This window comes from Streptomyces sp. NPDC002886, from assembly GCF_042888445.1.
Taxonomy (GTDB): Bacteria; Actinomycetota; Actinomycetes; order Streptomycetales; family Streptomycetaceae; genus Streptomyces.
This window is the reverse complement of sequence record NZ_JBIAPV010000004.1, coordinates 990,364-1,012,851: the sequence shown is the minus strand read 5'-3', so window position 1 is coordinate 1,012,851 and position 22,488 is coordinate 990,364. Positions and strand designations below refer to the sequence as shown.

At 71.7% G+C, this 22,488-nt stretch carries 15 protein-coding genes; 10 read left to right on the top strand and 5 right to left on the bottom strand.

The annotated features are described in order from the left end of the window. Positions 1 to 48 precede the first annotated feature (48 nt). A complete protein-coding gene (locus ACFYYB_RS22845; protein ID WP_389437100.1) occupies positions 49 to 1,617 on the top strand; it encodes a hypothetical protein in 1,569 nt (522 codons plus the stop codon). On the opposite strand, the gene ACFYYB_RS22840 is transcribed toward ACFYYB_RS22845, so the two are convergent. Continuing rightward, positions 1,569 to 2,738, bottom strand: a complete 1,170-nt coding sequence (locus tag ACFYYB_RS22840) for a PP2C family protein-serine/threonine phosphatase (protein ID WP_389437098.1) — start codon at positions 2,736 to 2,738, stop codon at positions 1,569 to 1,571. The two genes, ACFYYB_RS22845 and ACFYYB_RS22840, sit on opposite strands and share 49 nt — an antisense overlap. A gap of 108 nt (positions 2,739 to 2,846) precedes the next feature. Next, positions 2,847 to 6,332 (bottom strand): M28 family peptidase, encoded by a 3,486-nt coding sequence (locus tag ACFYYB_RS22835; RefSeq protein WP_389437239.1) that lies wholly within the window; start codon positions 6,330 to 6,332, stop codon positions 2,847 to 2,849. A 193-nt stretch (positions 6,333 to 6,525) separates the two neighbouring features. Here ACFYYB_RS22835 and ACFYYB_RS22830 point away from each other — a divergent pair, with 193 nt between their 5' ends. From ACFYYB_RS22830 to ACFYYB_RS22820, 3 genes are all read left to right on the top strand, one after another. Next, positions 6,526 to 7,485, top strand: a complete 960-nt coding sequence (locus ACFYYB_RS22830) for a LysR family transcriptional regulator (RefSeq protein WP_327308036.1) — start codon at positions 6,526 to 6,528, stop codon at positions 7,483 to 7,485. A 143-nt stretch (positions 7,486 to 7,628) separates the two neighbouring features. After that, on the top strand, positions 7,629 to 9,029 hold the full coding sequence (locus tag ACFYYB_RS22825; RefSeq protein WP_389437095.1) for a sulfatase: 1,401 nt from the start codon (positions 7,629 to 7,631) through the stop codon (positions 9,027 to 9,029). Between the two features lie 77 nt (positions 9,030 to 9,106). Then, positions 9,107 to 9,991 (top strand): formylglycine-generating enzyme family protein, encoded by an 885-nt coding sequence (locus tag ACFYYB_RS22820; protein ID WP_389437094.1) that lies wholly within the window; start codon positions 9,107 to 9,109, stop codon positions 9,989 to 9,991. A gap of 7 nt (positions 9,992 to 9,998) precedes the next feature. Here ACFYYB_RS22820 and ACFYYB_RS22815 read toward each other — a convergent pair whose 3' ends face one another. From ACFYYB_RS22815 to ACFYYB_RS22805, 3 genes are all read right to left on the bottom strand, one after another. Next, positions 9,999 to 10,598 (bottom strand): TetR/AcrR family transcriptional regulator, encoded by a 600-nt coding sequence (locus ACFYYB_RS22815; RefSeq protein WP_389437093.1) that lies wholly within the window; start codon positions 10,596 to 10,598, stop codon positions 9,999 to 10,001. Positions 10,599 to 10,679: 81 nt separating this feature from the next. Continuing rightward, complete coding sequence (locus ACFYYB_RS22810) at positions 10,680 to 12,785, bottom strand: discoidin domain-containing protein (RefSeq protein WP_389437092.1); 2,106 nt, start codon at positions 12,783 to 12,785, stop codon at positions 10,680 to 10,682. A 195-nt stretch (positions 12,786 to 12,980) separates the two neighbouring features. Beyond that, on the bottom strand, positions 12,981 to 13,799 hold the full coding sequence (locus tag ACFYYB_RS22805) for an AraC family transcriptional regulator (protein ID WP_389437091.1): 819 nt from the start codon (positions 13,797 to 13,799) through the stop codon (positions 12,981 to 12,983). 49 nt (positions 13,800 to 13,848) lie between these two features. On the opposite strand from ACFYYB_RS22805, the gene ACFYYB_RS22800 reads away from it, so the two are divergent. The 6 genes from ACFYYB_RS22800 to ACFYYB_RS22775 all read left to right on the top strand — a co-directional run bounded on the left by ACFYYB_RS22800 (position 13,849) and on the right by ACFYYB_RS22775 (position 22,408). Beyond that, the gene (locus ACFYYB_RS22800; RefSeq protein ID WP_389437089.1) at positions 13,849 to 14,349 is read left to right on the top strand and encodes a DUF2000 family protein; all 501 of its coding nucleotides are present in this window, start codon (positions 13,849 to 13,851) and stop codon (positions 14,347 to 14,349) included. Between the two features lie 472 nt (positions 14,350 to 14,821). After that, positions 14,822 to 15,466 carry a hypothetical protein gene (locus tag ACFYYB_RS22795; RefSeq protein ID WP_389437088.1) on the top strand — a complete coding sequence of 215 codons (645 nt, stop codon included), beginning with the start codon at positions 14,822 to 14,824 and terminating at the stop codon, positions 15,464 to 15,466. Beyond that, positions 15,463 to 16,485 carry a phosphate ABC transporter permease subunit PstC gene (gene pstC / locus ACFYYB_RS22790; protein WP_389437087.1) on the top strand — a complete coding sequence of 341 codons (1,023 nt, stop codon included), beginning with the start codon at positions 15,463 to 15,465 and terminating at the stop codon, positions 16,483 to 16,485. Before ACFYYB_RS22795 ends, pstC begins: the two co-directional genes overlap by 4 nt. Then, complete coding sequence (gene pstA, locus ACFYYB_RS22785) at positions 16,482 to 17,822, top strand: phosphate ABC transporter permease PstA (protein WP_389437086.1); 1,341 nt, start codon at positions 16,482 to 16,484, stop codon at positions 17,820 to 17,822. Before pstC ends, pstA begins: the two co-directional genes overlap by 4 nt. Before the next feature lie 69 nt (positions 17,823 to 17,891). Further along, complete coding sequence (gene pstS / locus ACFYYB_RS22780) at positions 17,892 to 19,685, top strand: phosphate ABC transporter substrate-binding protein PstS (RefSeq protein ID WP_389437085.1); 1,794 nt, start codon at positions 17,892 to 17,894, stop codon at positions 19,683 to 19,685. Then, positions 19,685 to 22,408, top strand: coding sequence for a hypothetical protein (locus ACFYYB_RS22775; RefSeq protein WP_389437084.1), 2,724 nt, complete (start codon positions 19,685 to 19,687; stop codon positions 22,406 to 22,408). The genes pstS and ACFYYB_RS22775 overlap by 1 nt, the downstream gene beginning before the upstream one ends. Positions 22,409 to 22,488: the final 80 nt, after the last annotated feature.

Sequence of the window (22,488 nt, the reverse complement as noted above, 5' to 3'; positions counted from 1 at the left end):
CGATGTCATACGCAATGTCAATAACCGAGGACAAGGGAGGAAGTCCGGATGTTCCGAAGAGCGCTGAACTGCGCCGTGGCACCCGCTCTCGCCGCATGCGCGGTGTTGTACGGGGTCTCGCCGGCCGCCGCCGAGGAGATACCCCTGGCGCCCGGCCACCGCCTGGTCAGCCACTACCAGGGCGGTCCCGCCACCGCCGCCCCGCTCCCCGGCGAAGCCCCGCCGCAGCACCCCTTCCTCGCGCCCAACGGCCGCAGCGGCATGCACTCCGACGCGGCGGGCAGCGCCACCTCGCCCTGGTCCGGACCGCTCGGCAAGAACCCGAAGGTGACCAGCGAGAAGATCGCCGCCCTCGGCGGCGAATGCGCCACCGCCACCTTCGACTCCGGCGGCCGGCTGGTCACGGTGTGCGGCACCTTCGGCGGCTTCAAGGTCAAGCTGCTGGAGCCCCGTACGCTCGCCACGCTCGCGGAGTACCAGCTCCCGCAGCGATCTTCGACGGTCCAGGCGATCACCTCGCTCGACTTCTCGAAGATCTTCAAGGACACCTCCGGCGGCGCCTACTTCTACCTGGACAACCAGGACCGGGCGGTGCTGGCCGACTCCCGCCAGCACGTCCTGCGCCTCTCGCACGCCCAGAAGCCGGACGGAAGCTGGCAGTTCACGGTCGACAACGACTGGGACCTCACCGGCCAGGTCCCGCACGACTGCGTCGACTGGACCAACCTGTGGCCCACCGGCACCTGTGACCCGGTCACCTCGGTGATGCCCGACTGGAACGGCCGCATCTGGTGGGTCACCCGCCAGGGCCGCGTCGGCACCGTGGACCCGGCGACCTCGGTGATCCGCTCGGTCCGGCTGGCGGGGGAGGAGATCCAGAACTCCTTCTCGGTCGGCGAGGACGGCGTCTCGATCGTCACCGACCACGCGCTGTACAGCTTCGCCGCCGCCGCCGACGGCACCCCCCTCGTCCAGTGGCGCCAGACCTACGACCGGGGTACGGGCACCAAGCCCGGCTCGGTCAACCAGGGCTCGGGCACCACCCCGGACCTCTTCGGCGACGGCTATGTCGCGATCACCGACAACGCCGACGACCGGATGAACGTCCTGGTCTTCAAGCGGGGCCTGGACGTGCCCGAGGGGCAGCGCCTGGTGTGCAAGGTCCCGGTGTTCCAGTCCGGCGCCTCGACCACCGACAACTCCCTGATCACCTGGGGCAACAGCATCGTCGTCGAGAACAACTACGGCTACGAGAACGTCACCTCGCTGGTCCTCGGCAAGTCGGTCGTCGGCGGCGTCAGCCGCATCGACGTCCGCGCCGACGGCAGCGGCTGCGACACGGTCTGGCAGAGCGCGATCCGCTCGCCCTCCGTGGTCCCGAAGCTCTCCACCGCGAACGGGCTGCTCTACTTCTACGAGAAGGAGCCGAACGTCTGGGGGATCGACGCCTGGTACCTCACGGCCGTCGACTTCCGCACCGGCGAGCGCCGCTGGCGTCAGCTGACCGGCACCGGCCCGCTGTACGACAACAACTGGGCCCCGATCACGCTGGGCCCCGACGGGACGGCCTACGTCGGCGTCTTCAACGGCATCGTCGCGGTCCGCGACGGCGGCTGAACCACCATGCGCTCGATGGCCACCATCGCCGCGTCGTCGCCCAGGAAGCCGTCCGGGGTGTGGGCGAGGAGGTCGGCGCAGAGGTGGCGCAGGAGGGCCTCGGGGCCGTCTCCGGACCAGTCCGAGGCCCGCTCCGGCAGCGGGTAGAAGGACCCGGACGCGTCGCGGGCCTCGATGACGCCGTCCGTGTACAGCAGGACCACGTCACCGGGCTCGAAGGCGAAGGACTGCGCGGTGAAGCCGGTCTCCGCCAGTTCGGACAGGCCCAGGGGCGGCGCCGGGTGGTCCACCTGGAGGGGGACGACCCGGCCGCCGCGCAGCAGCAGCGGCGGCGGGTGCCCGCAGCTGACCAGCCGGAGGGAGGGCTCCGCGTCGGGGACGTCGAGCACCGCGGCCGTGGTGAACCCCTCCTCCGGCCGGCCGGGGGCGCCGGCCCGCCCGTCGGCGCCCCGGTCCGGGTCGGCGGCCACGGCCGCCTCCAGATAGCCCACCAGGCCCGGCAGGTCGGCCTCCAGATGGGCCGCGGCCCGGAAGGCGCCCAGGACCACCGAGGCCTCTCCGACCGCCTCCAGTCCCTTGCCGCGCACGTCGCCGATGAGCAGCCGGGTGCCGTCGGCGGTGCGGGTGGCCGCGTACAGGTCGCCGCCGATCTGCGCCTCGGCCTCGGCCGACAGGTACACCGAGGCGATCCGCAGCGGGCCCATCCGGTCGCGCAGCGGTCGTAGGACCACCTGCTGCGCCGCGACGGCCACGGAGCGTAGCCGGGTGAGCTGATGCTCGTGGACCTCGCGCAAGTGTGCGAAGAAAGTGACGAAAGCCGAGATCAGCACGAGGGCGATGATCTGGAAGGTGTGGTTGAGGTCCGTCAGGGAAGTGCGCGCGATCGCCACCGCCACCTGCGCGAGGACCGCCACGGCGCCGACGAACCCGGTCGTGCGCGGACCGGCGAAGGAGGCGGTGAGGGCCGGGGCGGCCACCAGGAAGGGCCCCAGGTGGACGTCCGGCGGAGCCAGCACGTCGACCACCGTGACCACGGCGATCAGCGCGAACGGGACCGACAGCAGCACCGCGCGTGATTCCCGGAACCTGCTGGAGCGTGGGTGCGCCGCTGAGGGGTCCATGCCTCCTGCATACACCGCGCACGGCCGGGCGGCACCCGCTCCGGCCGTGTGGCCGGGGCGGGTGCCGCCCGGGTGGTGCTCAGGTGGTGCTCAGGGTGCCGGTGGGTGTCAGCTCACCTGGAGGGTGACGTCGTCCACGACGAAGGAGGTCTGCAGGGAGGCGTCCTCCACGCCCTGGAACTTCAGCGTGACCGTCTGCCCGGCGAACTGGGAGACGTTGAACGTCTTGAGCTGGTAGCCGGAGGCCGCGTTGACGTTGGACAGGCTCGCCAGCGTCTGGCCGCCCACCGAGACCGTGAAGGTGTCGTAGACCGTGTTCTCGGTCTCGGCGGTGTCGATGTGCAGGTAGAAACCGAGCTGGTACGAGGAGCAGCCGGTCGGGATGGTCACGGACTGGGAGGCGCTGTCCGTGCGGGTCGTGCCGTAGCCGTTGAGCCAGGCCTTGTAGGTGCCGCCGTGCGGGGTCTGGCCGGCCTGGTTGGTGATGACGTTCGTGGTGGTCGTCCACGGGGTGGTGCCGCTCTCGAACCCGCCGTTGGCGACGAGCTGGCGCGGGGTGCAGGAGGGGCCGGTGCCGGTGACGGTCAGGGTGTAGGTGGTGGTGTGGCTGACCGAGCCGGCGCCGGTGACGGTCAGGGTGTAGGTGCCGGGCGCGGTGCTCGCGCCGACCTGGACGGAGAGCGTCGAGGAGCTGCCCGACTGGACCGAGGACGGGCTCAGCGAGGCGGTCGTGCCGGCCGGGGCGCCGGTCACCGACAGGGCCACGGTCTGGGCGGCGCCGCTGGTGGTCGCGGTGCTGATCGTGGAGCTGGTGCTGCCGCCCTGGGCGGCGCTGCCGGTGGCCGGGGAGGCGCTGATCGAGAAGTCCGGTCCGGGGGTGGTGCCGCCGACGGCCTGGTTCCAGATCGTGTAGGCCACGCCGTCCGCGCTGCGGTCCAGGACCGTGGCGCTGATGTTGTTCGTGGTGTCGCAGGAGGCGTGGTAGCAGGGGTCGTACGCCGCGTTCGCGGTGCCGCCCCACTTCGTGGCCTGCGCCGAGGTCTTGCGGGCGCTGGCACCGGCCGCGTAGCCGGAGGTGGCGATGCCGCCCTGCTGGAAGGAGTAGTCGTCACTGCGGCCCTGGCCCTCGGTGTTCTCCTCGGGGGCGAGGTTCAGGGAGGTCCAGTAGGCCTTGAGCGGGGCGGCCGCGGTGGAGTTGACGTTGTTGATGAAGTAGCCGCCGTTGGTCGAGCCGACCATGTCGAAGTTGTAGTAGGCCTTGATGGCGGTCTTCTGGGTGCTGGTGAGCTGGTTGACGTAGAACTTCGAGCCGTTGAGGCCCTGCTCCTCGTCGGTCCACCAGGCGAAGCGGACGTGCTTGGTCATGGTGGGGTTCTTCTGGGCGAGGACGAGCGCGTTCTCCAGCAGGGTCGCGGAGCCCGAGCCGTTGTCGTTGATGCCCGGACCCGCCGAGACGCTGTCGAGGTGCGAGCCGAACATGATCGTCTGGTCGGCGGGGCCGCCGGGCCAGTCGGCGATCAGGTTGTTCGACGGGTAGGTGCACGAGGTGCAGTTCTGCTCGGTCACCGTGTATCCGGCGGCCTGCAGCTTGCCCTTGATGTACGCCACCGACGCCGTGTAACCGGCGCTGCCCGCACGGCGGTTGCCGCCGTTCTGGGAGGCGATGGTGTTGAACTGCGTCAGGTGCGCCTGGACGGCGGCCACGTCGATGTTCGGCGCGCCGGGGTTGGGCGTGGTGCCGCCGACGGTGAGCGCGTAGTCGACGGTGTGCGAGAGGCTGGTGCCCTGGCCCTTGACCACGACGGTCGAGGATCCCGGAGCCGCGCTGGAGGAGGTGGTCAGCGTCAGCGTCGAGGACTGGCCGGACTGCACGGTGGCCGGGCTGAAGGACGCGGTGACCCCGGCCGGGAGGCCCGACGCGGTGAGGGTCACCTGCTGGGCGGTGCCCGTGGAGATGGCGGTGGCGACCGTGGTGGTGACCGAGGCGCCCTGCTGGACGGTGCCCGAGGACGGGTTCAGGGCCAGCGAGAAGTCGCTGTTCTGGCCGCTCGGGGTGCACGTCGTGTCACCGGACTGGGCGGGCACGCTGATGGCGTCCCAGGCGGCCTTGGTCTTGTTGAACAGGTCGCAGGTGGTGTCCAGCGACTTGGCGGAACTCAGCGTCGCCGTGCGGTACTTCTTGTAGGACATGCTGGAGGTCTTCAGCAGCATGCCGCCGTAGAAGATCTTGCCGGCGTTCTGGACACCCACGCCGGTCAGCGTGGACTGGTTGCAGGTGCTGCTGTTCGGCTTGCCGCCGCCCGGGCTGGTGCCCTCGGCGAGCAGGTAGAACCAGTGGTTCAGCGGGCCGGCGGCCGCGTGCACCTCGGTGTTCGGTATCGAGGAGCTGTAACAGGCCGGGTCGTTGTTGACGGCCGGCGGGTTGTACATGTTGCGGATCGGACCGTTGCCCACGAGGTTGATCATCTCGCCGACGGTGTAGTCCGGGGTGTCGTACGGGGAGGGCTCGTTGATGAACGCCTCGGTCAGCGCGCCGAAGATGTCACCGGTGGCCTCGCCGAGCCCGGACTCCTGGCCGCTGGTGCCGCCCGGGGTGTTGGTGTCGATGGCGTGCCCGTACTCGTGGGCCACCACGTCCACGCCGGCGATCCACTCGTTGGCGTTGTTGTGGCCGATGCTGACCGAGCTGCCGTCCCAGTACGCGTTGACGTCGTTCAGGCCGACCTTCGCCGGGAAGCTGCGGCCGTTGCCGCTGACGCCGTTGCGGCCGAGCCACTGGCTCAGCATGTCCCACTGCTTCTGCGCGGCGAACATGAGGTCCACGCAACCGGTCTCCTTGGAGGTCGGGTTGCCCGTGCCCCAGGAGTCGGAGGACTTCGAGAAGACCGTGCCGCTGCTGTAGTCGGCGCAGCTCAGACCGGTCCGGTTCGGGTCGCGCAGGGAGTACGTGCCACCCGAGGCCGTGGTGTCGATGGTCAGCGGGTTCGGGCCGTTCCACTTGCTGTTGCCGCTGCCCGCGACCACCTCGTCGAAGGTGTCGACGACCTTGCCGGTGCGGGCGTCCACGAACACGTGGAGCTTGCTGGGCGCCTTGGCGGTCCGCCCGGTCAGGACGGTCTCCCAGGCCAGCACCGCCTTGTCGTCCTTGAGCTTGACGACGAGCCGACTGCTGTCCACCTTGTCGGTCTTGACCTGGCGGCCGCGCGAGACGGCCTCGGCGGCCTTCGCCGAGAACGAGGCGGTGGTCGACACGTCGATCACGGTCGCGGAGGCCGACTGGAGGGCGCGTACCCGGCCCTGGCCGTCGGCGAGGACGACCGCGTCGCCGCCGACGACCGGCAGGCCGCGGTAGCTGCGCTCGTACGCGACGGAGTACAGGTCCTTCACCCAGGGGGTGACCAGGCGCCGGTCGTACTGCTGCTGCGGGGAGTTGACCAGGCTGTCGAGGCCGCTGCGCACGGCCGCGTCGGCCGCGGCGACCGCCCGTTCGGCAGAGGCGGCCGGGCCGGGAACCGCGTTCTGCGAGGCGGTGGCGGTGGTGGCCAGCGTGCCGGCGAGGCCCGTGGTCAGCACCATGGCCGCGAGGGCGGCCATCCATCTGGTGGGCTGCAAGAGTCCACTCCGATCGTGTGGGGGGGATGGGACGGGGATGGGGCGGGGAGAGGCGGTGGGGCGGTCTGGCTGTTCGCGGCCGAGTATGGGTGTGTCCATGACGAGATCGGGACATCCCTGCCGACATAAGACCGGCGTTATGGTGCCGACGCGTGACGCTGCGTACGCTGCACGGATGCAGCTGGAGTTGAGACATCTGCAAGCCGTCTGCCAGATAGCGGAGACGGGAAGCCTGGGGGGTGCGGCGCGGATACTCGGGGTCTCCCAGCCGGCGCTCTCCGCCCAGCTGCGCCGGATCGAGCGGGTCACCGGCGGTGAACTCTTCGTCCGGGGCCGCCTCGGGGTCGAACCCACCCCGCTCGGCCAGTTCGTCCTGGCCAAGGCGCGCCGGGTGCTCAGCGAGATGGACGCCCTCGGCGCGGAGACCCGGGCCCGGACGGCCGACGCCCCGCTGCGCCTGGGCTGCATCCTGCTGGTGCTGATCGACGGGCTGATCGCCCGGCAGGACCTGGTCCTGTCGGGCCGGGAGATCACCGTGGACCTGGAGGACTCGGTGACCGCCCTGGTGCGGATGCTGGGCGCGGGCCGCTACGACGTCATCGTGTACGGAGAGGTGAACGACCACGAGGTGCCGCTGCCCGCGGGGGTGACGGCCCGCACCCTGGTCCCCAAGGAGCCCTTCTGCATCCGGATGTCGGCCCGCCATCCGCTGGCCCGGCTGGAGGCCCTGGATCTCGCGGACCTCGCCGACGAGCAGTGGATGACCCTGGTGGAGGACGACGACGGCGGACCCGAGGCGCTGGTCGAGGCCTGCGCCAAGGCCGGCTTCGTCCCCGCGCTGCGCTACCGGATCACCGACCGCATGATGCAGTACGACCTGATCTCCGCGGGCCGCGCCGTCTCCCTCAGCCAGCCCACCGCGCCCGCCGTGGCCGGCACCGTGATGCGGCCGCTGATCGGGGCGCCGATCACGGGCCGCATCCGGCTCGCCTGGAACCGCTCGGCGGTCTCGGCCCGCCAGGCGGAGCTCTTCTACCGGTCGGCGGCCTACGCGTACCTCGCCAATGTGGACAACAACCCCTTCCACCGGGCGTGGTGGGACGAGCATCCGGAAGCCCACCCGGTCCTCGACTGACGCCGTTCACAGAAGCTGACGTCATTTCATACTCCGTACATGGAACGGGTATTGGCATCCCTTTACGCTCTCCGCATGGCAGTGGCAGCCACACCATCCTTTGAAGTTGATGGGGCGCCTTCGGAGAGCGGGAGGAAATACGCATGAGCAAGAGAGTCCGTACGCAGGTCAGCCGGAGAGGCTTCCTCGCCGGCACCGCCGCGGCCGCGGCCGCCGCCACCGTGCCCGCGATCGGCCAGGCCGCCGCGGCCTCCGGGGCAGCGGCCGCCGGCCGTCCGAACATCCTGCTGATCGTCACCGATGACCAGCCCAAACAGACCGACTGGGCCCTCCAGAAGACCATCGGCTGGCTCGCCGGGCAGGGCGTGAAGTTCAACCACGGACACGTCACCACCCCCCTGTGCGCACCCTCCCGCTCCTCGGTGTTCTCCGGCCGCTTCGCCCACAACCACGGAGTGCGCAACAACGCCTCCTCGGCGGCCCTGGACCAGAACACCACCGTTCAGCGCTATTTGAAGCAGGCCGGATATCGCACGGGCCTCTTCGGCAAATACCTCAATTCCTGGAACATCGCGGACGCGCCCCCGCATTTCGAGGATTTCGCGCTGCTCCAGCCCTCGTACGTGGACGGCAAGTGGAACGTCAACGGGACGGTCCAGACGATCAACGGCTACACCACGAACGTCATCAAGAACCGGACACTGGGCTTCCTGGACAAGGCGACCACCGACACCCGGCCCTGGTTCGCCTACGTCACCCCGTACGCCTCGCACGGACCCCGTACGCCCGAGGCCAAGTACGCGGGCGTGCCCGTACCCGAGTGGAACGGACGCCCCTCCGTCACCGAGGCCGACCGCAGCGACAAGCCGCCCTACATCCAGGACGCCACCGGCACCCTGGAGGACGGCAAGCGCATCCGCGCGGAGCAGCTGCGCGTCCTCCTGTCGGTCGACGACGCCGTCCAGGCCTTCAAGAACAAGCTGGAGGCGATCGGCCAGCTGGACAACACCCTCGTCATCTACATCGGCGACAACGGCTTCGGCTGGGCCGACCACGGATGGACCGCGAAGTCGGTGCCCTACAGCCCCGCCCACGAGGTGCCGTTCTACCTCTCCTGGCCCGCCGGAGGCCTCGGGGCCGGCACGGTGGACAACCGCATCGTCGCCAACATCGACATCGCGCCCACCATCCTCGACGCCGCGGGCATCACCCCGAACACCCCGCAGGACGGCCGCTCGCTGCTGAGCTCGTACAGCCGGGACCACCTGCTCGTCGAATGGTGGAAGCAGGGCACCGGCCCCGACCACCGCACCTGGTCCTCCTACGTGGCCAAGGACAAGCAGTACGTGGAGTACTACAAGCTGCACACCGACGCCAACGGCACGGTGTCCGGCACCGGAGAGGTCACCTTCCGGGAGTACTACGACCTCGCCGCCGACCCGCACCAGCTGGTCAACAAGCTGTACCAGGCCACCCCGACGCAGGAACGGAACCTGGGCATCCCCGCCCTGGCCGCCCAGCTCGCCGCCGACCGGGTCGGCTAGCCACCAGACCTCCGGCCGGGCGCGCCACTCCGCGCCCGGCCGGACCGCATCCATCCCGCACGTTCACCGGAGCCCCCATGTCCTCCTCCTGCTGCACTCCGGGTCACGACGCCCCGGCCGGCGCCCTGACCCTGCTCGCCGCGCCCGCCGCGCCCGCGCCCCGGCCCGTACGCGGTCTGCTCGACCTGCCCGGGGGCCGGTTCCTCATGGGCACCGAGGACGCGGACGGGTTTCCGGCGGACGGGGAGGGCCCGGTCAGGGAGGTTGCCGTGGATCCCTTCCGGATCGCGCCGACCACGGTGACCAACGCCCAGTACGCCACCTTCGTCAAGGCCACCGGACACGTCACGGAGGCGGAGCGGTTCGGGTTCTCCTTCGTCTTCGCAGGTCTGCTCGTCGGCGAACTCGCCGCCACCGCGCCCGCCGTGGAGGGGGTCCCCTGGTGGCGGGCGGTGTCCGGAGCCGACTGGAAACATCCCGAAGGGCCCGGGACCTCCGTCGCCTCCCGGCAGAACCACCCCGTCGTCCACGTCTCCTGGAACGACGCGATCGCCTACTGCGCCTGGTCGGGCACCAGGCTGCCCACCGAGGCCGAGTGGGAGTACGCGGCCCGCGGCGGGCTGGAGCAGCGCCGCTACCCCTGGGGGGACGAACTCGCGCCCGGCGAGCGGAAGATGCTGAACATCTGGCAGGGCGAGTTCCCCGACGGCCCCACCGGGCCCCGGCTGGGCACCGTGCCCGTGAAGTCGTACCGGCCCAACGGCCACGGGCTGTACAACGCGGTGGGCAACGTGTGGGAATGGAGCGCGGACCCCTTCGCCCCGGGGCACCCCTCGCGGGCGATGCGCGGCGGATCCTTCCTCTGCCACGACTCGTACTGCAACCGCTACCGGGTCGCGGCCCGCAGCTCCAACACCCCGGACAGCTCCACGTCCAACATCGGCTTCCGCGTGGCCGCCTGAGGACAAATCAGCTCACCTGGACGACGAGACCGGCCACGTGGTCGGTGACCATGTCGAGGATCTCGGCGGCGGCCTCGTCGTCGCCGAGGACCAGGAAGTTCAGGGTCACCCCGTCGGTCATGGCCGACAGGTAGCGGGCCAGCACGCCCACCGGCACGCTGAGCTCGAACGGGTGGATCCGGCGCAGCTCTTCGAGCAGCTCGGTGTACGTGTCGCAGTAGGACTCGTACTGTTTGCGCGCCAGGTGCCCGAACTCCGGCTGGCGCAGAGCGTACTGGGTCAGCTCGTAGGTGAGCATGTGCGCGCCGGGGCTGGCCGCCACGTGGTCCCAGTACGCCTGGAAGCCGGCCCGGATGGTCTCGCGCAGCGTGGGCCTCGGCAGGATCGCGGCCTTCACGAGGGTGACGTAGTGCGCGGTGATGGTCTCGATGACCGACTCCAGCAGCGCCTGCTTGGAGTCGAAGCAGTAGTGGAACACGCTCAGGGAGACGCCCGCCTCGGCGGCGATGGACCTGGTCGTGGTCCTGGACACCCCGTCGCGGGTCATCGCGCGGATCGCCGCCTCCGTCAGCTGCCTGCGCCGGTCGGTCAACGGCATCCGTGCCATGTACGGGTTCCCCTTCGCTCCGGTGCGCCCCGAGCGGGGTGTCCGCGGGCGCACCGGCCCCGGACACCCCGCTCGACGCCGTCAGCTGCTGTATACGCCGACTTCGTACAGGGAGTAACCCCACTTGGTGCCGCGTCCCGCTCCGTGGACGCGTACGTACCGGGCCGGGACCCCGGAGAACCTCGCCGTGTCCACCCCGCCGTCACCCTCGACCGTGGACCAGGCCGTCGTCCAGTCCGTCCCGTTCGCGGAGACCTCGATGCGGTACGAACGCCCGTACGCCGCCTCCCAGTCCAGGGTGACCCGCTTGACCAGCTGCGAGGAGCCGAGGTCGACCTGAAGCCACTCGTCGTCGTGCCACTCGCTCGCCCAGCGGCTGCCGCGGCTGCCGTCGAAGGCGAGGCCGGGAGCGAAGCTGACGAAGGGGTTCCACCACTCGGACGTGCTCGCCGAGGAGGGCCGGCCCGCGGCGAGGTTCACGCCGGCCTTGTGCTGCTCCGACGCGCCCCAGGTGCGCAGGTAGGACTCGGCGCCCTTGAACAGGTCGTCCACCACGCCCTGTCCGCCGACGATGCGGATGTCCTCGATCCAGTCGGGCACCAGGCCGTAGTGCGAGGCGCCGTCGGTGTTGAGGTCCCACGTGCGCTGGCCGGTGGTCACCTTGTCGATGACGGAGCCGCCGTCGGTGCTGCGGAAGGGGTACGTCACCGGGTTCGGCGTGTTCGCCCCCCGCGGGCCGGGCCAGCCGCCGACGCCGTTCATGTCGGTGCCGTAGCCGTAGCCCACGTTGTACTTCTCGCGCAGCGCGTCGGTCCGCTTGGCCTCGGCACTGAAGCCCTCGGAACCGCCCATGTACGCGGCGGCGAAGCCGCCGAGCTTGTAGAGCCGCTCCATCCAGCCGAGGTCCATCCAGCTGTGCGAGGAGATCACGCCCGGGTAGTTCTCGCTCTCCATGATGTCGAAGGCCTGGCCGGCCGCCTTCACGCTCATGTGGTCGAGCTCGAGCATCATCTTGCGTTTCATCATGCCGCGCACCGCGTAGTCACCGAGGTCGGTGAGGCCGCGGGTGTTGCACTGGGCGCCCGAGGCGTACGAGGGCACGCTCACGCCCGCCGGCAGCTGCTTCTCCGCCGAAGCCGCGGGGGCCAGGCCGATGGGGTTGTCGTGCTGCGGGCCCTTGCACTCCTCCGTCTTCCAGAAGGTGCCCGTGGAGAGGAACTGCCCGACGTTGATGGCCGTTCCCAGCGCGCCCTCGTCGAAGCGGACCCCGCACAGGGCGTTGTCGAACTTGTGGCACAGGAACATGCTGCGCACGCCGAGGTTGTACAGCTCGTCGAGGCCCTTGTCGATGTCCGCCTGGCCGCACTGGGCGATGTCCAGGATCTGCTTGCAGCCGAAGGGCTCGGAGGTCTCGACGCCGAGGACCACGGCCAGCTTGCCCTGCTTGATCACCTCGCGGGCCTGGGCGGAGTCGGTGACGATGCGGAACCAGCCCTTGCCGGCGCCGCCGTACATCTTGTCGACGTACGCCTGCATGTCGTAGGTCTTCTTCGCCTCCAGGCGGATGGCGGTCATCTCGTCGCAGCCGCGGTCCTTGAAGAAGTAGACCGAGCAGATCACCCCGTTGGTGACGAGGTCGTTGACGAGGACGCGCTGGCCGCCGCGCCAGGCGCGCTCGATCCAGGCGTAGTAGTTCTGCTGGTGGGTCAGCGAGTCGTGGGCGGGCCAGTCCTTGAAGGTGGGCCAGCCGTCGGGGTCGTGCTTGCCGTCGCCGCCCTTGGTGATGAAGTCGAAGATCGCCAGGCTGCCGTCCGGGTAGTGCTCGGGACAGTCCTTGAGCGCGTCGGCGATCCCGGCGTCGGAGAACGGCTTCCCGCAGATCAGCCGGCCGCCGAAGCCCTCGTTGGACATGATGTGGTCGTGCGCGTCGACGAAGCCCCGGACGTTGCCCTGGGCGTCGGTGCCCTTGAAGGGCTCGCCGGTCACGTTGATCTGGGAGTCGGGCGCGGGCCGTGCGGTCGGGTTCCACCAGCCGTTGTCGGCCGCCGCCCCGGGCACCGGGCCCAGGGTGAGGGCCAGCAGGCCGAGGAGCAGGGACAGGACCGCGAACGGCTTGCGCCGCGGGCGGGGGAGTGGTTCCGGTCGTTGCCTTCGTGGTGCTCGGGGTTCTCGGCGTTCGTGGGTCATGGCCACTACTCACGTCCTCGGTCGGCGGAGGGCGCGGTCGAGGACACGGTCCACCGGAGGCGTGGCCGCCTTGGCACCTGTTTGTCATGTCCCGCGCAAGCATTGGGTCGAGAATCGCTACTGCCGGGTACAGAGTCAAGAGTCCGGGTCAGATGACCTGATGGATCGTCACCTTAGCGGCATGGCGGGCAGCCGTCAGCGGGATGCGGAGAACCGGCCGTAGCGCCCGGGGGTGGTGCCGACGACGCGCTTGAAGTGCCGGGTGAAGTGCGACTGGTCGTAGAAGCCCGCCGCGACCGCGACCTCGGCGGCCGGGCGGCCGTCCAGGAGCAGCCGGCGGGCCAGGGCGATCCGGCGCGAGACGAGGTACTGGTGCGGGGCGATGCCGAAGGCCCCGCTGAACGCGCGCACCAGATGGGCGGGATGGGCCTGGAGCAGGCCGGCCGCCTCCTCCAGGGACAGGCCGTCGGCCGCCCGCTCGTCCAGCAGCTCGCGCAGGCTCCGCGCGAGACCGGGGCCGGGGCCGGACCGTGCGGCCGGGGTGCCCGGGAGCTCGAGGCGGGGCCGGAGCAGCGTGCGCAGCCGCTCGCCGATCAGGGCCAGCCGGCTCTCCGCCTCGAACTCGTCACCGGGGGCCGCCAGCACCCGGTGGAGCTGCCCGACGCGGCGGCGCAGTACGGGGTCGGCGAGGTCGGGGCCGTCCACGGCGGCGCCGATGAAGCGCTCGTCCAGCAGGGTCGTGTCGAGGTAGACCACGCGCTTGCGGAACCCGTCCGGGGTCGCGGCCGAGCCGTTGTGCGGAACCTGCGGCGGGAGCAGGCTCACGGTGCCGCCCGGGGTGCCGCGGCGGTGGCGGTCCAGGTCGTAGCGGACGGCGCCGTCGTCGACGATCAGCAGGGTCCACGCGTCGTGGACGTGCATGGGGTAGGCGTGGGCGGTGAAGCGGGCGTGGAACACCTCGACGACCCCCGCGACCCGCGGACGCCAGGCCGAGACCTCCTGCTGGGGCTGCACGCAAAGAACGTACAAGACCGCGCGCGGGGACGCCCGGCAGTCTCAGGGCATGAGCGACGAGACGAAGACCGATACGAAGACCGAGACGAAGACCGAGGAGCAGGGCGGGCGCGGCGAGCAGCCCGGTGCGGACGCGCCCGTGCGGTTCGACACCAAGATCGCGGTGTTGCTGCGCGAGGACCTGGAGGCCTGGCAGCGGCTGAACGTCACCGCGTTCCTCGTCAGCGGGCTCGGTACGGCTCTCCCCGAGGTGGTCGGCGAGCCCTACGAGGACGCCGACGGGACCCCCTACCTGCCGATGTTCCGCCAGCCCGTACTGGTCTTCGAGGGCGGGAAGGAGACGGTGACGGCGGCTCACGCGCGGGCGGTGGGACGCGGCCTGGCGACGGCGGTGTTCACCTCGGACCTGTTCGGCACGGGCCACGACCGGGCCAACCGGGCGGCCGTGGCGGCGGTGGGAAGGGACCACTTGGACCTGGTCGGGATCGCCGTCCACGGAGCGCGCAACGCGGTGGACAAGGTGCTCAAGGGGGCCCGCATGCACCAGTGAGTGCCCCCCGAGCCGCCGGGAGCCGAACCGGTGGCGGGATGCCGTTTCGGCCACCCGGTGGTCGGGCAGGGTCGCTGCGGCGCGGCCCGCAGGGGGTCCCGGGGCCCGGCACGGGGGCCCCGCCCCGTGCTGCGCGGGGCGCTTCCGGCGCCAGTTCCTGAGCCCGTTCGTGGTGATTCTGTGGAGGTCGCCCGGGGGCCGTTCCCGGCCTGATCCCCGGCATCACGGGGGAGGCGAGCCATCGGACGCGAAACACGCCTCCGCCGCCCGTTCACGTGCTCTCCGTTTCTGCTTCACCGATCCGTGTGTCCCAGAGCCCTACGCCCCGTGGATTGTCATGCCCGCGGCCATGGGTGGGTGGCCGTTTTCCGGCCACGCACGGCTTGTGGGGAAGGGGGGCGGTCCGGTGTCTCAGCCACGTTTTCTGTTCGTGTCCTGGGTGGATGTAGAAAGACGTCAGGCGCCTGCACCGATGGCGGGGGGACCGCACGGGGTGTGCGGGAGCGGCGGCCATGGTGGCCAGGGAGGCCACGGCGGCCAGGGAGGCCACGGCGGCCAGGGAGGCCTGGGAGGCGGGCCCGACGCCGTCACCTGGCGCCTGGTCGGTTCCAACAATCACGAACTCGGCCGCAGTCCTTCCGTGTTCCGCGCCCTCGGCGCCTGCGGCGCCGCCGTGGAACGGCTCCGGGAGCGGATCGCCGAGGCCGTCCCGATCGTGGCGATGTCCACGGCCGCGGCCACGGCCGCGACGGCGGGTACGGCCAGGGCCGCGACGGCGGGCGCGGGTACGGGTACGGGTACGGGTACGGGTACGGGTACGGCTACGGGTCCCCGCGGGGTGGGCGGCGTGGTCCAGGGCGGATCCGGCGCCCTGTCCGGCTCCGGTGTCGGCGCCTGGACCTGGCAGCTCGTCCTCGACGAGCAGTGCGTGGCCGTGGCCGTCCGGACCTTCCGCCGCCAGCGCGAATGCCGGCACAGCCTCCAGCTGTTCCTGTCCGCCGCCGCCGAGGCGCAGGTGGCCTCCGGGGTCACCCACACCCGGCGGCTGCGCGGTCTGCGGCTGCCCGGTGCCGGGGACGCCCCGGGGCTGGCCCTGCGCGGGGGAGGCCCGCGATGACCGCGACCACGGTGATCCCCCCGGCCGTCCCCGAGGACGAGCTCATCACCCCGCGCGCCCTCTCCGGGAGCGGCGATCCGGCCGACCGGATCTTCCGCGGCTCGGCCCGAACCGCCGGCGCCGCCGTCCTGCTCGTCATGACCCTGGTCGGCGTCTTCCTCGGGGTCCGCGCCGTGAGCGCCCTGGACGATGCCGGCTGGACCTTCCTCACCACCTCCGCCTGGGAACCCGACTCCCACAACTTCGGTGTGGCGGCGGTGCTGGTCGGCACCCTGCTGATCGGCGGCGTCGCGATCTCCTTCGCGCTGCCGCTGGCGATGGGGACCGCGCTCTACATCACCGAGTACGCGCCGCGCCGCGTCAAGCAGACCCTGATCAGCCTCGTCGACCTGATGGCCGCGGTGCCCAGCGTGGTCTACGGCCTGTGGGGCCTGTTCCTCTTCCAGCCGCACGTGGTCGGGCTGTCCCGCTGGCTGACCACGTACCTGGGCTGGTTCCCGCCCTTCGCGGTCGACGGGGACGACCCGAGCGATCCGCTCAGCCCGAACACCTTCTACACCTCCTCCACCTTCATCGCGGGCATGGTCGTCGCGCTGATGGTGACGCCGATCGCCTGTTCCGTGATGCGCGAGGCCTTCGCCCAGGCGCCGCCCGGCGAGCGCGAGGGCGCCTTCGCGCTCGGCGCCACCCCGTGGGGCGTCATCCGCTCCGTCGTCCTGCCCTTCGGCAGGGGCGGGATCATCGGCGGCGCCATGCTCGGGCTCGGCCGCGCGCTGGGCGAGACCATCGCCGTCTATCTGATCATCTCCCCGGTCTTCGTGATCCAGCCGCACGTCCTCCAGAACGGCGCCATCTCCGTGTCCGCCCTGATCGCCCTGCGCTACGGCTCGGCCAGCCCCCTCGGGATATCCGCGCTCATGGCGGCCGGCCTCACCCTCTTCCTGATGACCCTGGTGGTCAACTTCATCGCCTCCTCGGTCGTGGCCCGCAGCCGCTCCGGAGCGGGGGCGGACGCATGACCGCCCTCACGCACAAGCCGCACCTCCCGGGCGCCGCCGACGCCGTGGACGGTCCCGGTGCCGCGAACGGTCCAGGTGCCACGGACGGCCCCGCCGCCACCGTCCGCCCGCCCGTGGTGCGGGACGGCGCCGGGGTCCCGCCCGAACACCGGCGCAACACCGCGACGCTGCACCTGCGCGACGTCCTGGCCATGGCGGGCGCGGCCGCCGCCGCGCTCTCCGTGACCGCCCTGCTGTTCGGCCGGCTCCTGCCCTTCAACGCGCCCCTCGGCTTCGTGGTCGTCCTCTACCTGGCCTTCATGGCCCTCTACGCCGTCCTGGTGTCCCTCGACGAATCAGCCGCCACCGTGCGGGCCCGCCTCGCGCAGGTCCTCGTGCACAGCGTCGCGGCCCTGCTGATGACGGCCCTGGTGTTCGTCGTCGGCTACGTGCTGATGCGCGGCTGGTCGGCCCTGGCCCACCTCAACTTCTTCACCGAGGACATGGCCTCCACCGGCCCGCTGGAGCCGCTGAGTCAGGGCGGGGCGCTGCACGCGATCGTCGGCACCCTGGAGCAGATCGGCATCGCGCTGGCCGTGTCCGTACCGCTGGGGCTGGCCTGCGCGGTGTTCCTCAACGAAGTGCCGGGCCGCTACGCCCGGTTCGTGCGCACCATCGTCGAAGCGATGACCGCGCTGCCCTCCATCGTGGCCGGCCTGTTCGTCTACGCGACCTGGATCCTGCTGCTCCACTTCGACAAGTCCGGCTTCGCGGCGGCCCTCGCGTTGTCCGTGATGATGCTGCCGATCGTCATCAGGGCCTCCGACGTGGTGATCCGGCTGGTGCCGGGCGCGCTGAAGGAGGCCTCCTACGCCCTGGGGGCCGGTCAGTGGCGCACCGTGTGGACGGTGGTCCTGCCCACGTCCCGGTCCGGACTGACCACCGCCGTCATCCTGGGCACCGCCCGCGGCATCGGGGAGACCTCCCCGGTGCTGCTCACCTCGGGCATCGCCAACGGGCTCAACGCCGATCCCTTCGAGGGGCCGCAACTCTCGCTTCCGCTGGCGGTCTTCAGCCTGGTCCAGTCCCCGGAGAAGTCCATGATCGCCCGCGGGTTCGGCTGCGCCGCCCTGCTGATGGGGCTGGTGCTGCTGCTCTTCGTGCTGGCCCGCGTCATCGGCGGCAAGGCCCCGGGCCGGCTCGGCCGCGGGGCCCAGCACCGCCGGGTGCTCGCCTCCGCCCGTGACCTGGAGCGGATGCGGGCCCGGGCCGCCGAGCGGGACCTCGCCCTGACCGAAGAGGAGGCCGGGGGGCCGGAGCCACAGGGGTGGCCGGCCGTACCTCCGCCCCGGGCGTAGCCGCCCCGCTCCTCGCGGCACCGCGCCGCGTCCATTCGTACGATCTGTGACCGATCAGGAGAGTTACCCATGCCCGGACGACCCCCGGCATACCCCGTGCGTGCCCCTTCGGGCGACCGCGCACCCGCCCGGCGCGGACGCCTGCTCGTCCGCGGACTCGCGCTGCTCCTGGCGGCGCTGGCCGCCGTCCTGCCCGGCGCGGTGCCGGCCGCGGCCGAGAGCTACGTACCGGTCTCCGGCGCGGGTTCCACCTGGAGCCAGAACGCCCTCGACCAGTGGCGGGCCAACGTCAAGCAGTACGGCATGACGGTCAACTACAGCGGTACGGGATCGTCCGACGGCCGCAACCAGTTCCGCAACGGCACCGTCGACTTCGCGGTCTCCGAGATCCCCTACGGGATCAAGGACTCGGGGGTCGTGGACCCGCCGCCCTCGCGGAAGTTCGCCTACATGCCGATCGTCGCGGGCGGCACGGCCTTCATGTACAACCTCAAGATCGGCAACCGCCGGGTCACCAACCTCCGCCTCTCCGGGGAGAACGTGGCCAAGATCTTCACCGGCGTGATCACCACCTGGAACGACCCGGCGATCAAGGCCGACAACCCGGGCCTCGCCGCCGCCCTCCCCGCCCGCAGGATCGTCCCCGTCGTCCGCTCCGACGGCTCGGGCACGACGGCCCAGCTCACCAAGTGGCTGAGCACGCAGCACGGGGGGCTGTGGGACGCCTACTGCGGCAAGGCCGGGCGCTCCACGCCCTGTGGGCAGACCTCCAACTACCCGACCATCGCCGGCCGCGGGTTCGTCGGTCAGTCCGGCTCCAACGGCGTCTCCGGCTACGTGGCCCAAGAGGGCAACATCGGCACCATCACGTACGTGGAGTACTCCTACGCGGTCTCCACGACGGGCTTCCCGGTCGTCAAGGTCCTCAACAAGTCGGGCTACTACACCGAACCCACCGCCCAGAACGTCGCCGTGTCGCTCGGCAACGCGCAGATCGACCCCGTCGACCTCACGCAGAAGCTGGAGGGCGTCTACACGGGGGCCGACGAGCGGACCTACCCGCTCTCCAGCTACAGCTACATGATCATCCCGACGGCGCAGGAGTCGAACTTCAACCCGCAGAAGGGCAAGGCGCTCGGCGCCTTCGCCTACTACTTCCTCTGCGAGGGCCAGCGCTCCGTCGACCGGCTCGGGTACTCGCCGCTCCCCATCAACCTCGTCCAGGCGGGTCTGACGCAGGTGCGCCGCATTCCCGGCGTGGTCGTGGCCAACATCGACATCAAGAACTGCCGCAACCCCACCTTCTCGCCCGACGGCCGGAACATCCTGGCCGAGACCGCCCCAAAGCCCCCCGCCTGCGACAAGCAGGGCCCCACCCAGTGCGAGACCGGCACCGGCGGCAACAAGAACCCCACGCAGCGCGGCAGTTCAGGTGGCGGCGGCGCCGCGGCCTCCGGCGGAGCCACCGGCACCGGCGGTGCGGCGGCCTCCGGCGGAGCCACGGGCGGTACGGCCGGCACGGGCTCCGGCGGAGCCACGGGGGGCACCGCGGGCACCGCCTCGGGCGGTACGGGCGGAGCCGACGGCGGAAGCGGCGCCGCGGCCTCCGGCGGTGGTACGGGTGACGGCTCGGCCAGCGGCGGCGCGGACGGCGGGGGAGTGGACCCGGTGACCGGTCAGCCCCTCGCGGCGGGCGCCGCCGACCTGTTCGGCATCCCCGTCACCACCTCGACCGGCATCGGCGGGTCCCTGCAGACCGTCCTGATGGTGCTCGGCGCCCTGATCCTGCTGGCCGTCACGGTCGCCCCTCCGCTGGTCACCCGGCGCCTTTCCCGGCGCGGGCGCACGGGAGGCGGGTCCTGATGGGCATCCCGTTCCGTACTCCGCTCCGCGCGTCGTCCCGAACCCCGCTCCGAAGCCCGCTCCGCACGCGCCGGATCCGGCTGCTCTTCGGCTCGCTCTGCCTCGTGCTGCTCCCCGTGGTCGCCACCTCCGGGCCCGGCGGCCTGGGGCCGCAGGCCGCGTACGCCGCCGGGGTGGACGCGAGCTCCGAGGTCACCGTGTCCGGGGCCGGCGATTTCGCCGACCTCAAGGTGACCGTCGGCCAGACCCGCAACCTCGTCGGCCAGGTCGTCAAGATCTCCTGGACCGGCGGAAAGCCCACGGTCTCCGACACCGCCTACAGCGCCAACTACCTCCAGATCATGCAGTGCTGGGGCGACGAGGCCACCGGGCCCGCCGCCGACCAGTGCCAGTTCGGCGCTTCCTCGGCCCTGGGCTCCGCCGGCAACCAGGCCGGGGCCTACACCAACACCCGCCAGCTCAACTACGGAGCCAACCTCCAGGACGCGGAGCACGAGCCGCTGCCGCCGCCCACCCCGAGCGGGATCTCGTTCGCCCCCTTCCGCACGGTGGGCGGCGACCCGGTCAGTCCGGGCAACTGGAACGAGTTCTACGACGTCAACAGCACCAACGAGGTTCCGTACGCCCGCACCAACGCCCGCGGAACCGGCGAAGTCTGGTTCGAGACCCAGACCGCCGTCGAGGCCCCCGGCCTCGGCTGCGGCACCGCGGTCCCCGGTTCCCAGGGCGCCCCGACCGGACGCGGCTGCTGGCTGGTGATCGTGCCGCGCGGCGAGAAGGAGGTCGACGGCAGCCCGTACACCGCGCAGTCCAGCGGGCAGCTCCAGTCCTCCCCGCTCAGCCCGGCCAACTGGAAGCAGCGCCTCGTCGTCCCGCTCGGCTTCGAACCCCTCGGCAGCTACTGCCCCATCGGCGCCGAGGAACGCGGCACCATCGGCAGCGAGATGGCCGCCGAGGCCATCACGCGCTGGCAGCCCGCCCTGTGCCAGACCGGCGGCAAGGCCATCTACGGCTACGCCCAGGTCCCCGACGAGACCGCCCGCGTCAAGCTGCTCTCCGGCACCCCCGGGCTGGTCTTCCTCGGCCGGCCGGCGCCGGCCGACCCCGTGCGCAAACCCGTCTACGCACCCGTGGCCCTCTCCGGCATCACCATCGGCTTCTTCATCGAGAGCCAGGCCGGATTCGAGGCGCCCGACGAGGTCAAGGCCCGCAACGGGGTCCGGCTGAGCAGCCTGCGGCTCACCCCCCGACTGGTGGCGAAGCTGCTGACCGAGTCCTACCAGGACGGCAACTCGCGCTTCGCCGACAGCACCGCGAAGAACCCGGTGAACCTGGGGCACGACCCGGAGTTCATGCACCACAACCCCGACTACGCGGGACTGGACTTCCCGGGCAAGCTCGGTGACGCCCTCGTCCCGCAACCGCTCGCCGACACCACCCGGCAACTGTGGGAGTGGGTGACCCGGGACCCGGCCGCCCGGGAGTTCCTCGACGGCACGCCCGACAACACCGGCGCCCACGGGGACGCCTCGTACGCCGGCATGGCCGTGAACCCGAACTACCGGGGGATCGCCCTGCCGGTGGACACCTTCCCCAAGAGCGACCCGTACTGCCAGCCCTTCCCCCTGGACCACCCCGAGTCCCCGCTCTGCATCCAGGACAAGCACCCCTACGCCACCGACATGCACGCGGCCGCGCGCGCCGCGAGCCGGGGCGACACCCTGGCCCGCACCTCCTGGGACGCCACGGCCACCCCGCCCACGTACAAGAAGGACCCGCCGCAGCTCGCCGGCTCGCGCGCCGTGCTCGCCGTCACCGATACCGCGACCGCCGACCGGTACGGCCTGGTGCGCGCCGAACTGCTCAACGCGGGCGGGAAGTTCGTCGCTCCCGAGCCGGCCGCCCTCCTCGCCGCCGCGAAGGCCCGCAAGGCCGGTGCCGACGGGTTCAGTTCACCCGACCCGGCGGCCGCGGACCCGGCGGCGTACCCGCTCACCGTCCTCACCTACGCCGCCACCGTACCCGCGGACCTTACGGAGGCGGAGGGCAAGGACTACGGCGCCATGCTGGCCTACGCGGCCGCCCAGGGGCAGACCCCGGGCGTGGCCGCGGGCAGCCTGCCGCACGGCTACGCCCCGCTGCCGCAGGCCCTGCGTGCCCAGACCCGGGCGGCGGCCCAGCGGGTGAGCACCGAGGCGGGCAAGAAGCCGACGCCGTCGCCGGAGCCCCCGGCGCCGAGCAGCCCGGCGCCGGGCGGCTCGGGCGGTACGCCGTCCGGTACGGGCGGCGCGGCCGCGGCGGGCGGCTCCGGCTCGGCGGGTACGGGCACCTCCGGCGCCGGGACCTCGGCCGCGGGCGCCGGCTCGGCCGCGGGCGGCGCGCCCGGGCCCGCCCCGGCCTCACCCGGCGCCGCCGTGACGACCACGGGCGGCGCCGGTACCACGGGCGCCACCGGTACCTCGGGCGCCCCGGCCGCGCAGGCGGTGGGGAGCACCCCGGACTGGGCCGTCGGAGCCATCCGCAACGTCCTGCTGATCTGCCTCGTGGTCGGGGCGCTCGCCGCCTTCGCGGGGCCGCTGCTCCCGCGCTTCCTGCCCGGGGCCCTGTCGTGGCTGCGGTCGCTGCGCGGCGCGGCGGGCGGGGCGGCCGTGGGTCTGCCGGCGGACTGGGCGACCCACAAGAAACCCGGCCCGAGGGACTGGAGCCCGCCGGACCAGGACTGAAGTCCGCGGACCAGCACTGAAGTCCGCGCCGCGGCTCCCACGACGAGAGGAGGTGATGCCCGGCGACGACCGTCTGACCA

What these genes read in the sequence shown, in the direction of transcription:
- ACFYYB_RS22845 (WP_389437100.1), top strand. Translation starts at nt 49, where the DNA reads ATGTTCCGAAGAGCGCTGAACTGCGCCGTGGCACCCGCTCTCGCCGCA.
- ACFYYB_RS22840 (WP_389437098.1), bottom strand. Translation starts at nt 2,738, where the DNA reads ATGGACCCCTCAGCGGCGCACCCACGCTCCAGCAGGTTCCGGGAATCA.
- ACFYYB_RS22835 (WP_389437239.1), bottom strand. Translation starts at nt 6,332, where the DNA reads ATGGCCGCCCTCGCGGCCATGGTGCTGACCACGGGCCTCGCCGGCACG.
- ACFYYB_RS22830 (WP_327308036.1), top strand. Translation starts at nt 6,526, where the DNA reads ATGCAGCTGGAGTTGAGACATCTGCAAGCCGTCTGCCAGATAGCGGAG.
- ACFYYB_RS22825 (WP_389437095.1), top strand. Translation starts at nt 7,629, where the DNA reads ATGAGCAAGAGAGTCCGTACGCAGGTCAGCCGGAGAGGCTTCCTCGCC.
- ACFYYB_RS22820 (WP_389437094.1), top strand. Translation starts at nt 9,107, where the DNA reads ATGTCCTCCTCCTGCTGCACTCCGGGTCACGACGCCCCGGCCGGCGCC.
- ACFYYB_RS22815 (WP_389437093.1), bottom strand. Translation starts at nt 10,598, where the DNA reads ATGGCACGGATGCCGTTGACCGACCGGCGCAGGCAGCTGACGGAGGCG.
- ACFYYB_RS22810 (WP_389437092.1), bottom strand. Translation starts at nt 12,785, where the DNA reads ATGACCCACGAACGCCGAGAACCCCGAGCACCACGAAGGCAACGACCG.
- ACFYYB_RS22800 (WP_389437089.1), top strand. Translation starts at nt 13,849, where the DNA reads ATGAGCGACGAGACGAAGACCGATACGAAGACCGAGACGAAGACCGAG.
- ACFYYB_RS22795 (WP_389437088.1), top strand. Translation starts at nt 14,822, where the DNA reads ATGGCGGGGGGACCGCACGGGGTGTGCGGGAGCGGCGGCCATGGTGGC.
- pstC (WP_389437087.1), top strand. Translation starts at nt 15,463, where the DNA reads ATGACCGCGACCACGGTGATCCCCCCGGCCGTCCCCGAGGACGAGCTC.
- pstA (WP_389437086.1), top strand. Translation starts at nt 16,482, where the DNA reads ATGACCGCCCTCACGCACAAGCCGCACCTCCCGGGCGCCGCCGACGCC.
- pstS (WP_389437085.1), top strand. Translation starts at nt 17,892, where the DNA reads ATGCCCGGACGACCCCCGGCATACCCCGTGCGTGCCCCTTCGGGCGAC.
- ACFYYB_RS22775 (WP_389437084.1), top strand. Translation starts at nt 19,685, where the DNA reads ATGGGCATCCCGTTCCGTACTCCGCTCCGCGCGTCGTCCCGAACCCCG.